The organism is Pseudomonas indica NBRC 103045 (genome assembly GCF_002091635.1).
Classification (GTDB): domain Bacteria; phylum Pseudomonadota; class Gammaproteobacteria; order Pseudomonadales; family Pseudomonadaceae; genus Pseudomonas_M; species Pseudomonas_M indica.
On record NZ_BDAC01000008.1, the window covers coordinates 157,520 to 170,601 of the forward strand.

Genomic DNA, 13,082 nt, shown 5'->3' on the forward strand with positions numbered 1-13,082 from the left:
TTACTGAGGAACGATATCAACTGGCCATTTAGGCTGGTTCTGGAAGCCCTTGAACTTCACCGAAAGGCCCTTCACATCCATCGGTACGCCTTTCATTCGCTCCACCTTGCCGGTCTTCATATCGATGAAGCCGAGGCTCCTGCGTTTCGATCCGTCCACTTCGTCTTCCACCAGCGCCAGCACACCATTGGCCTGCTGCATGTCGTCCATGGAGAGGATGCGGGGTTGGTTGCCGAAGTCTTCGGTGAAGGAGATGTCTGTCTCACCGTAGTCCCAGCTCAGCTTGCAGCCATTAAGCAGTAGGAGAGTGCCTTGCCAATTCGCCAGCGCGGCACCGCAACGAAGGTCAGCGGAAATATTACCTCCCACCGGGAATCTCTCCCCTCCCCACGGGCCAGACCGAAGACCATGGATAGCCAGCTCCGGCTTAGTTTCACCACCTTCTTCGGAATTCCCTTCATCAATGAGATACAGATAATGCGCAATATTGCTCATTGAATCGTCGAGCAGATCGACACGATTGTTATCCCAAATGCTCTCGTCACGCTGCGCCAATGTTTCCAAGTCATATTTTTCGTAACGGAAGCCATCCGACGTATCTGCCCCAGCCAACCACAAGGCCCCCGTGTTATCGATATCGACGCTGCGATAAGTCGCATCGAGCACCTTTACTTCGTTCAGTGCACCATTGAAACCACGCTGGCGAAGCAGGCGGCTGGACTCATCATTGCCGCCAGCCATATATACATCGAACTCCGGTATTGACTGGGCACTGGCCGGATCACTTCCTAAACGTACTTCCAAAGCATCGTCGAAGCGATCATCGTCACTATCCGAAGCATTGCTTCGACTGCCATGTTGCAACTCATCGGCATTACACAGCAGATCTAGATCGTCGTCTGGGCACGGTGTGAAGTTGACGATGCGCGAGCGATCTTCGGCAGGTATGCCAAACAAGGTATTTTCACCCAGCGATTGCAGCACGCTGGCCCCGTTCTTGACCGGGCTTTCGTCCTGCTCCACAGCCATGAAGGACATCACCACACGGTGGTCGTTGGCTGGGATTTCGAAGCGATAGCCGGTTCTCACATCGTAATAGGCATCACTGTAGAGCCTCTCGCTGTCCAGGGACTGCCTGCCCGCCTCATCAGCAAACACATATAGCGCTGCCACCGGGCCAGACCCACCAGTGTTGTAATCATATTTGCGCAGACTCAACCATCCGTCTTGGGCACTCAGCTCGCCATCGCCACTGGATGTGCTTTGGACATAGCCCGGCCCCCAATACGCCGGGCGCGAGCGCAGGGCCGGTTTGGCGAGAAGAGACTTTCCACTGACGTTGTAGTACCTGTCGAGCACCCGAATATACGCTCGCCCGGTAGGCGGTAAATAATATTCGCGGCTAACCAGTAAATCGCCACTCAATGCCGTCAAAGGCCCGCGCCAGAGCGGCTTATTCTCAACCTGACTGTAACTGCGCAGCATACGTAAATTATTCGAATTATTATTACTGGATACCGATTCGCCACTGGACTCGCTGACATAACCTTCCAGTTCGAGGGCCTGCCAGAAACCGATCTCGCTATAGTTTCGAGGATCGTAGAATTGCACCCGCCCCATCGAATCGACGCTGATATCCAAGCCAGCCTCAGTAGGTAACGACAACGTCGTTCCCGACGAAACCACGCCCAAGTCATCGGCAGGGTTTTCTGGGTCAGTGCCATCGACGAACAGCTCATCCCCATCGCCACGCCCGGCACCATCGCTATCGAACTTCTTCGGCGACAGCCCAAGGTCCACCTCGAATCGATCCGGCAGACCATCGCCGTCCGTATCGAGGACACGAGGATGGGTGCCGTTCCGGAATTCCTCCAGGTTGCTCAGCCCATCGCCATCCTCGTCGCCATCAGCCGCGGCGTTCATAAGGTCGTAGTCGACTTCGAACTTATCCTCCATGCCGTCGTCGTCGCTATCGCGCTTGTCCGGGCGGGTTCCATAGCGCTCGACTTCGTCGTAGTCGTACAGACCGTCGTCGTCGGTATCCGCCTTGAGCGGGCTGCTGCCAACCTGGATCTCGCGGTCGTCGGTCAGCCAGTCGCCATCCGTGTCGCGTAGCGTCGGGTCGGTCCCGTAGGTGTCGACCTCGTCGGCATCGCGCAAGGTATCGCCGTCGCTATCGCTGTTGCGTGGATCGGTACCCAGTTCCTGCTCCTGGAGATTGGTGAGCGTGTCTTCGTCCCAATCCTCCTGCGCAACACCCGGATCGGCCTGGAGCGGATCCAGGTCGTGATACAGCTCGAACCCATCCCAGAGCAGATCGCCGTCGCTGTCCCGCTCGTCCAGCCTGGTCCCCAGCAAGGTTTCGTTGATGTCGGAGATGCCATCTCCGTCGCTGTCCACATGGCCCGGGAGCCGGCCGATCTGGAGGCGATAAGAGCCATCGGCGACCGGTATATAGGTGGCGGTCATCCCTTGAAGGTCCACAGTGCAGTAATGGCTCTCCCGCATCGTCACGTTCGGGAAGACATACCGACCCTGGACATCGCGCAAATGGACCTCATCCGTAAGGCCATAGCCACCATTACGGAACATGGAATGTCCAGGCTGGCATCCCCACACGGTGTCGTAAGGCACTCGATAGAAGCGGTTCTCGATTCGACCGTCGCGATGCAGCACGACCTGCATATCCACGACGTCATCATCGGAATCGGCGAACGGTGCCTTCCAGCCGGTCCAGCTCAGGACCATTCGATCGTCGAGGCTGGCAACATGGAACTCACGGTTACCAAGATTGCCTTGCGAATACCGGAACGGCACATCGGTGATACCGCCAATCGTTACTTCCTGATTGATGATGCTGACTTGGACTTCCTTATTGGCGAACGCGTAGTCGTCCGGCAACGTGAGCCACGCATAGTTGTCCTGGTACGCCTGCCCCAGATCGCCAGTCAACGGCGCGGTGTAGTTTTCATCGGCGGACAGGTAGACATCCCCCACCTCGGCCCGCCCGTCGACTGCCAGATGAACCTGGCGCTCAGCCGTTACGGGGAAGCCCAGCACTTCTTTTTCCAGATGGACGATCCAATCGGCATTCTCGCGGCGGTCGATGTCGTCGAAGACGAAGGTTCCGTCCGCATCGGTGACAACGGACGTTTCGCCAATACCGAACAGAGTCGCCATCAGCGAAGGCGCTTCGACGTTACCGCCACGACTGAGCGTGACCTTCACGCCAGCCAGCGGAGCATCCAGGAGATTGGTCACGCGGCCTGCAATGCTGCTCGGCGGGATGGCTTCCACATCCAGGTCGAGCGTCTGCACCCCGACGTTTCCATTGCTGTCGGTAGCACGCACTTCGAAATGCACGGTGCCTTCGGCCGGTAGCGTCAGCTGCTGTACATGTTGGCCCGATCCGTTGAATACGGCCTGTTGCTCGCCATCCATCAACAGCTCGACCTGCCCCACGATGCCCGCATCCTGTACGTCCAGCGTCAGAGTGATCGGGTCGCCCGTGTAGAACGGTCCCTCGCCATGGCTGATGGCAATGGTCGGCGCCACGGTATCCGGCACCTTGGGTTCGCTGTCGCGGCCGTCCGGAATGCCGTCGTTGTCGTAGTCGGGGTTCTGGTAATCCAGGCCGAGCGGTATTTCCTCCGCATCGGGCATGCCGTCCCCATCGGAATCGACCAAACCGCTCCAGTTGGCCAACTGCCGGTGCTCTTCGTAGGTCAGCCCGACCTCCTCGAAGGTGGCCGAACTCAACTCGTTGAGAATGCGCTGGGTCTCGGCGCCGCTGTAGTTCTGCACCGCATAGTGCATCAGCACCTGCCGGCTGCGCGGCTGCAGGGTCAGCGTAAAGGTCATCGAGTAGTTGTCGCCGCTCAGCGACACGGCGCTGGGCTTGAGCGTCGAGCGCGGGTCGCCGAACAGATGCCCCATGGCCGGATCACTGCCCGCTTCACCGGACGAGGAGTCGTCGGTCAGCAGGTAGTAATCGTCGGCGCCAAACGACCTGTCCCCGGAGGACGTGTTGATGAGGTAAGTGGAACCATCCGAGCCCAGGTTGCCGCTGATGGTGACCGGCACGGTCACCGCGCTGTCGCCCGGGTTCTCGATCAGCTCCAGGAAGCGCGCGTAGTTCCGGTTTTCCGGCACGTAGATCTTCCGGCTGACGAGCAAGCCACCCGCCATGCTCCGAGCCGGCAAGGTCACTTCACGGCCATTCAGACGGAGCAGACCCTGGCCGACATTGGGGAAGCCCTCACCGTTGACAGTCAGATACTGACCACCGTCATAGGCATCGCTGGAGCCGTCGTTGATGCTGCCGTTGCTGGTGATATCCCACCGATAGTTGTTGCCATAAAGGTTGTACGTAAATCCAACCGCCCCCTCATAGCTCAGGGCACTATCCGGGATCAGGCCAGTGGCGCGGCGACCTTCCGCTTCCAACCGCAGCGGCGGTACGGACACCTCTTCGCTTTCGACCGGAATATCCACTGGCAGGTGCGCGGTCATGCGCTGGGCACCGAACAGGGCACTGGCACGCACCTCCAGGCGAGTTTCCCTACTCAGCACCACCAGGCTGTAGCGCCCATCGCTGCCGGTGGTCGCCTGAACGGCATTCACCTCTACCAGCGCACCCGCCACCGCGTTACCGAGCTTGTCCACCACCGAGCCGCTGAAATGCAACTCGGGCACCGTATTGATCGGGACATTCAGCTCCGCCGTACTGACGTTGCCATTGCTGTCGGTCGCCCTTACTTGCAGCAGGGTGTTCTCGGTGTTCGGCAGGATCACCGAGAAGGTCTGGGTGCCACCCTGGGTACGGGTTTCGACCAATTCACCGTCCTGCAGCAGCTCGACCTTGGCAACGATCCCGTTGTCGGCGACGAGAGCAGTCACCTCCAGCGGATCGCCACCGTAGCGACGGGCAGGGGTCAGCGGCTGGATGCTGACAGTCGGTCCCACGGCATCCGGCACCATCGGCTCGGTGTCCTGGCCATCGGGAATGCCATCGTCATCGCTGTCCGGGTCGTTGATGTCCGAACCCAGGCGGATTTCATCCGCGTCGCTCAGGCCATCTTCATCCTGGTCATAGAAGGCGAAGAAGTTCACCACCTTGCCGGCCAGGGTGGTATCGAGGTTATCCAGCCCCAGGTTCTTCAGGCTGCGCAGTTTGTTCGCCGTGGCGACCGCAGCCTCGGTAGAGCCTTCCAGGGTGGCGAAGTGCATGATCACTCGCCGCTCGCCCGCCGGAATGCGTACCTGGTAGTCGGTCTGCCACAGGCGACCGTTCTGGTTGACGAAGCTGACGCCCTGGCGACGCTGGGCATTGCCGGCGAACACATGCAACAGCACCGGACGGGTCGCCACCGAGGTGTCGCGCAGTGCGAGGTAGTCATCCTCAGTGGTCAGTTGTGTGTCGCCGCTGCTGGTCACCACGGCAACCTGGCTGTCGCTCGCCGCGCCGTAGTAGGACTGCAACCGCACGGTCGCTACCTGCTCCTGGCCTGTCGGGTTGTCGAGGATTTCCAGGTAACGGACATAGGCCCCGCCAACGTTCGGCACCAGCACGCGACGGCTGACGACCAGGTTGTTGATCCGGCGTGCCTCATAGTGGTACTCGCGGCCGTTAGCCGAACTGGTGGCTTGGTTGGTCGAGTAGTAGTTGTAGGAGCTGCCGTTGATATACAACCGGAACGCCGTATTACCGTCGATGGCAGAGCCAGTCGTGCCGTTCACATAGCCGTTGTAATAGAAGGTCCAGCTCCGATTGTTCTCGTCGCTGACCGTGCGATAGCCGTTGATATTCGGCCGGTCATCGCCCGCCTGCTTCGGATCGGTGCCATCGACGAAACGCTCGTTGATGTCGCGGCGGCCGCCGGCATCGCCGTCCGCCTTCAGCGGATCGCTCGGCGGTACGCCCAGGACCTCCCAGCCATCCAGCATCTCATCGCCGTCGGTATCGGCCGTACGCGGCAAGGTACCCACCTGGAATTCCTGCAGGTTGGTCAGGCCATCGTTGTCGGTATCGTCCGACGCGTTGAGGTTGAGCAGGTCGTGATCGACCTCGAACTTGTCCGGTATACCGTCATCGTCGCTGTCCGGCTTCAGCGGGTCGGTGCCATGGGTATAGATTTCGGCGTAGTCATCCAGGCCGTCGTTATCGCTGTCCGGCTGGCCCGGCAGGGTACCGCGGCTGACTTCGTCGGCATCGAGGACACGATCCAAATCGGTGTCACGGGTCAGCGGATTGGACAGGTGCACCAGCACCTCAGCGCCATCGTTCAGACCATCGCCGTCGGTGTCGGGCACGCGCGGATGGCTGCCGGCTTCCTGCTCCTGCAGGTTGTTCAGGCCGTCGTCATCGCTGTCGAGCGCGGCCTGACCATCGTTGCTGCGCGGATCGAAGCCGTAGCGGCGCTCGAATCCATCGAGCAGGCCGTCGCCGTCGCTGTCGGCCACGTTCGGGAGCAGGCCAAGCGGCACTTCATCCGCGTCGGCGACGCCATCCAGATCGCTGTCCACCTGGGTCGTCCAGTTGGCGATGTCGCGATGCTCTTCGACCGTCAAGTCCCGCTCTTCGTAATTGGCTGCGGACAATTCCTCAAGGATGCGCTTGACCTCCGCCCGGCTGCTGTTCTGCACGGCGTAGTGCAGCAGTGCCTTGCGGCTGCGCGGTGGCAGGGCGAGCGTATAGGTAACCGAGTAATTGTCCGCGCTGGCCGAAGCCGAACTCGGCTGGACGGGTGCATTCAAGCCGCCGAACAGAAGGCCGGACGCCGTGCGACCGCCGTTGTCCGTACCGTCGTCGGTGATCAGATAGCGGTCGAGCGTGTTGAACACGAGGTCGCCCGAGGAGGTAGCGGTGATAAGGCGTCCATCGTTGTAGAAGTTGCCCTGAATCCGTACCGGAACGGTAACGGTCTGATCCGAAGTGTTCTCGAACAAGTCCAGGTAACGCGCATAGCTGCGATCCGCAGGCACATACAGTTTGCGACTCACGCGCACCGAACCCATCTGCTTCTCGGGCAAGGTCAGCTCACGGCCGGATAGACGCAGCAAGAACGGATACGGCGAATCGTTGGTGTAATAGGAGCCGTTGACCAACAGATACTGTGAATTATTGAACGCGTAGTTGGTGCCGGTCCGCACGATCCCATAGTAGGTATCCAAGTTCCACTGCTGTTGGTTGTTCAGTGTCTTGTAGCGATTCTGCTCGCGGGCCTCGTAAGCCAGGTGACGGGCCTGGATCGGCTCGAATGCACGGCGGCCCTGGGCAGCCAGCACCAGGTCGCCGACATCGCGCGAACCGCCGCGCACCACGTCGAACACCGCACTCAGGGCCGTGACGTTCTGGTTGCCGAAGCGAGCCGTGGCCTTGACCTGAGGCTCCAGCAGGACGGTGGAGGTTTGGGCAGCAAAACGCCCTTGGCTGTCGGTGGACGCCACTGCCGCGCCATCGGTGGAAACCGGGCCGTTGTGGAAGAAATCGATCTCGTCGACGAAGGTCCAGTTACCGTTCGCCTTGAGCGTTACCCGGACGTAGCGGCTGCTCATATTGAGCCCGCCGATATCCAGGGAACGACGCGGAGCGGTGGAGCTGCTGCTGAAGTTATTGGCACTGCTCACCGGCACATTGAGGCTACCTGCAGCCACCCAGTTATCGCCGACCTTCCGGAAGACCTCGATCGACGGCAACACGCGGTCGGTGGTGCTGCTCTGAGTGGAGCCAACCTTGATGGTGTCGATGACGACGCTACGGCCGAAATCGAAATCGATATTGATGGTCGGCTGGTTGTTCCAGCCCAACCACTCGTAGGCGTTGCCCTGCCCCAGGTTGGCGTTGTAGCCGGCCACACCGATCTGGTTATCGATCAGTTGCCCACCCGACTCATCCCGGTAGGAGGAATGGGTAGCCGTGTCGATGACATAGCTCATGGGCTCTATGTTGCTGCCGCCCAGGCTGTTGACGATGGCGATGGCAGCGCCTTCAACCGGATTGCCGGCGCTGTCCACTACACGCCCCGTCACTTGGGAGCCTACGTCGGCAAGCAGGTCGAAGCGGGAAACCGGAGTGCGGCGCTCATTGCCGTTGGTATCGACCGCGCTGGCTTCCACCTGCAACTCGCTGCCCTGCGCCGGCACGGCGATGACGTGCTGGTATGGCGCCTCGCCGTAAGTGGCCACGGCGGAACCGTTGACGTAGAAGGTCACCGAGACCACGCGTCCGTTGTCGCTGGCACTGGCCTGCAGACGAACCTGCTGGCCATATACCAGGCTGGCGCCGGCAGTTGGCGAAGTCAGGCTGACCTGCGGCAGTTCGAGGTCCTTCTCCAACGGCTGGCTGTCTTCGCCGTCGAACAGGCCGTCCTTGTCCGTATCCGGATCGAGCGGATCGAGGCCCGCCAGAATCTCGGCCTTGTCGGTCATGCCGTCGCCGTCGGTATCGGCGACTTTCGGGTTGGTCAGGGTTTCGAGCAGCTCCTGCTTGTTGGTCAGCCCGTCGCCGTCGTAATCCTGGTTAGCATCCGCCTTGTTCTTCGGATTGAGGATGTCCGCATAAGGGCCCTTGAGCTCGATGAAATCGGACAGACCATCGTCATCAGTGTCCGCCAGATCCGGTCTGGTGGTGTGGGTATAAATCTCGTCGTAGTCGCTGATACCGTCATCATCGCTGTCGGCTTTGCGCGGATTCGATTTGTTCGCCACTTCCGCGTTATCCAGCACACGGTCGAGATCGGTGTCTTCGCTCAGCGGATCGCTGTTGCGCAGATCGACCTCCTCACCGTCGGACAACTGGTCCTCGTCGCTGTCGACCTGGCGAGGATGCGTGCCCAGCTCCTGCTCACGCAGGTTGCTCAGGCCATCGCCATCCGTATCCAAGTGCTGCTCGCCCGCCACCAACGGATTGAAGCCGTACTTGACCTCGAAACCGTCCAGCAAACCGTCGCCATCACGGTCCACCTGGAAGGCGCTGGTGCCGTGGGCGAATTCGTAGATGTCCTTGAGGCCGTCGTTGTCGCTGTCCTTGAGGGTCAGCTCACGCATCATCACCAGCACGTTCGGGTGGTAGACGCTGTGTATCGCATTGGAGGCATCGATATACCAGGGATCAACCGGCGCATAACCGAAGTACACATGGCCATTGCCATATGGATAGCGGATAGCGGTCACGCGCTTCTCGTAGCGGGCACCGCTGAAGGCCAGCGGGGTCACCGACGAATCGAGGCCGTCCAATGGCAAATAGGCGTAGCCGGGATAGTTCGTGGCACGTTGCGACCACCAGGAGCCTGCCTTGCCCTCACTCACCTCCGACCAGCGATAGAACGGCCGCAGGGTGATGGAATTGCCCGTCCATACCGAACTGGCGGTGGGAGTGCCCGGCATATCGATCAGGCTGTTGGAGCTGTTGTAGTGCTCGTTGAACACCAGCACGCCGCCGTTCTGCACGAAGCTGAACACTTTGCTGCGGTTATTGGAATAGCTGCTATTTCCGTGGTTATTACGCGAGCTGTCGACGATCAACATATCCAGTTGGGACAGGTCGAACGTCGCCAGATTGCTCACCAGCACCGGTTCGAATCCAGCCCGCTCGATGATCGCTTGCTGATAAGCCTGGCCAGCGTTGAAGCGGGCATTGAAGTAGCCCACCCGCACCTTCGGCAGTTGCAGGGTAATGGTGCCCACGTCGGTGGTACCGCCCCAGACCGGATCGATCTCGGCCGAGGCATTGGTTACTGCCTCGTTACCCAATAGACCATTGGCGATGACCGTGACCTTGCCGGGCGCTACCGGCACTCCCGGAATCACGAAACTGCCATTGCTCTGGACGATCGCGGTCAGGCCAAGGGCCTCGACCTGGGCACCGGCAACCGGCTGACCGCTACTGTCGAGTACGCGGCCGATCACGGTGGTCAGCGGGTCCTCGATCAGGCTGTACGTGTGTTCGCCGGTACGCCCCTGGTTGTTGTTGGTGTCGATGGCCACCAGCTCCAGGCGCAGGCTGTCCGCCTCGGTGGGCAGGTTCATCGTATGGGTGAACGGCGCGCTGGTGAGCAGCGCGATCTGCGAGCCATTCAGCAGCACCGAGACTTTGGCCACACGGCCGTTGTCCTGCAGGCTCGGGGTGATGGTCAGGCGCAGCCCCTTGATCAGTTGCTGGCCCGGTGCGGGATTGAGCAGCCGTACCACCGGGGCCTGGGTGTCCTTGACCAGCGGCTCGCTGTCTTCATCGTCGCGCAGCCCATCGCCATCGGTATCCGCCTTCAGCGGATCGGTGCCGAGCTGATCGACCTCCACACCGTCCTTGAGCGTATCGCCGTCGGTATCGGGATTGTCGATGATCGTGCCCAGCAACGCCTCGCGTGCGTTGGTCAAGCCGTCGCTGTCCTTGTCGGCCAGGCCATCGGCAGGATCGTTCGGATTGAGCCCGACCTGCAGTTCGAGCGGGTCCAGAATGCCATCGCCATCGGTGTCCTTCTTCAGTGGCGAAGACGCCGGAATATTGCTGACTTCCGCCCCGTCGGACAGGCCGTCACCATCGGTGTCCGGATTCAGCGGATTGGTGCCGTGGGTCCGCACTTCGCTGCCATCGGACAGACCATCGCCGTCGCTGTCGATCACGCGCAGCTTGGTGCCCAGGGTGGCCTCCTCCAGGTTGGACAGGCCATCGCCATCCAGGTCATCGGCGCCATCTTCGATACCGTTGCCATTGCTGTCGCGCTGGCTCGGATCGAGCCCTTCGGTTTCCAGCTCCAGCTTGTTGGTCAGGCCATCGCCATCGAAATCGGCGAGCGGATCGAACACCTGCAGCTGCATGGCGTTACCCAGCACCACCGGCTTGGCCGGCGACCCGGACAGCGTGCCGCTGAGCGTGAGCGGATGCACACCGCCGTCGACGATAGTGTTATCCGCCTCGGTGAAGAATTCGGGGACGACTAGCGTACGCGTCGGGCTGTAGTACCAATTGAAGCCTTGTGTCCGACCGGCCAACTCCGCACGGCCATTGCTCACGCCAGACCAGCTGATGTTGTTGGCCAGCAGCAACGGCACTTGGTAGTTCTGCCCGGCCAGCACCTTGACCGGCCCTACGACGTTGAACAAGGCATGGGGCGCACAGATATCGCCCGCCTGCTCGCGAACGCCGTCATTGCGAGCCACGCCACGCAGACCGGAGCCGGCGGTATCGAAACGGTAGCAGCGGCCCAGTTCGAGCGCCTGCTGCGGTACGAACGTAAGAGTACGCCCGCCATCAGTCAGGCTGATCGTGCCCGTGCGCAGCGTCGTGCCTTGGTAGAACTTCAGCGCTTCGCCACTCGGCAGGCTCACCGGCTCGTCGTACTCGAAATAAGCACGCAACTGGGTACCTTCACGGGCCTCGATGACGCTGCGCACGATTTCCGGCGGTTGCACCGTGAAATTGATCCGGAAGGTGCTGTCCAGGTCGAGCTGCGGCAGATCCGCCACCGGACCGGCCAAACTGACGGTGACCTCTTCATAGGTCTCGTTGCTGACGGCAAACGAGGCAAGGCCACTGACCAGGGAAATCGGTGCAGCCGACGGTTGTCCGTTGATCTGTGCCGACCCGGTCGCACGGGCCTGTACGGTCAGGTTCACCGGTTTACCATCCAGCTGGCTGATCGCATTGCCGAAGCGGTCCTGCAATGCAACCTGCAGGCGCACGTCCTGCTTCACGCCACGGACCAGCACATCTCCCGCTTCCTGCGGGCGGCCGCTCTCGTTGAGCAACCGCAGATGGCTGGCTGCAGCCGGGATGACGGTCAGGTTGAAGGTCGATGCGCAGCAGGTGGTGTAGCCACGGCTGTCGTAGGTGTAACGGATATTGTTGCCCGTACTGGCAAAGGCGAGGCTGTATTGACCGACAGTCTGACCGGCCTGCAGCACGAATTGTCCGCGGCCGTCCTTCAATGCCACCTGAACCCGCTCGACGGTCTGGCCATTGCTGGTGACGGTGCCGACCTGAACCCCATCACCCGGCAAGACGTGGAAGTCCGCGGTGGGCAGGGTCAGCGTCAGAACGGTGGCCTGGTCGGCGCCGTTGTCATTGAGCTCGCTGTCCTGGGCTTTCACGGTCACGCCCAGGGTCGAGCCGGCCGGCATCGCCGGGATGTAGCCGAGCAGCAGATTGCGGGTCGGCCCCGACTGGATGCTCAGGTCGTGCTCGGCACGGGTGATCTGGGTGAACTGCGGCAGGTCGGCCCAGATCTGGTAGTCGCCCACGGTACGGTCAGCGTTGAACGTCCAGGCTGCGTAGCCATTCGCATCGCTGTTGCTGGTGCCGAGACTCCAGAGGGCACCATCGGACAGACGCCGCAGGCGCCAGCGCACCGGCTGGTCGGCCACCGGTCGCGCGGCCGCATCCAGTACCTGGACGCGATAGACCGGCCTTTCCTGCACACGGGCCATGGCCGGGTTGTCGCTCGCCTGCTGTTGCTGGAAGCGAACCAGGTTCGGCGATTGGGTCAAGGCGATGCCGAGGTCTCGGCTGGCCGTCTGCCCGATACGGTCCACCAGTTCGACGCGCAGGCGGTAGGTGCTCTGGTCGGCCTCCGGCAAGGTATCCGGAATGCGCAGGTCACGGGCAACAGAATTCCAGTAGCTGCCGGCATTACCGCAATAGAAGTAGTCGTTAGCGGCGCGCTGGCAACTGAAGAGTTCCTGCGCCTGGCCGCCGATTACTTGTGCTACGCGCACGATGACGCTGCCGGTATCGTCCACGGCATTCAGGTTGGCCAGTTCGAGGCGTGCCAGTCCGCCATAGACGCCACGGGCCGGCAAGGTCACCTGCAGGGCCTGGGCGTTGGGCACGGTGTCACGAGAAACCTTGATCGACTTCGGTTGCGCCTCGGTGATCTGGCCACGGTTGTCGGTGACCTTGACTTGCAGCGCCTGGGTCAGGCCGGCGGCCGGCACACGCTCGGTACGGCGGTCCTTGACGGTGAAGACGCGATTCGCCAAGCGCTTGTCGTTGAAATCGTAGTGGTCGGCGAAGCCGTTCCACACGATATCCACCGCCTTGACCAATACGTCGTCTTCGGTGGTCAGGCTGATGTCGAAGCTGC

General features: G+C 61.2%; 1 protein-coding gene (cut by a window edge). It reads right to left on the reverse strand.

Annotated features, from left to right (window positions below; genetic code table 11):
* Positions 1 to 13,082, reverse strand: partial view of an Ig-like domain-containing protein gene (locus tag PIN01S_RS11965; RefSeq protein WP_084335898.1) — the final stretch only. 29,539 nt of this gene lie beyond the right edge of the window; only the last 13,082 of its 42,621 coding nucleotides appear in the window; its start codon lies off the right edge, out of view — the gene reads right to left on this strand; its stop codon occupies positions 1 to 3.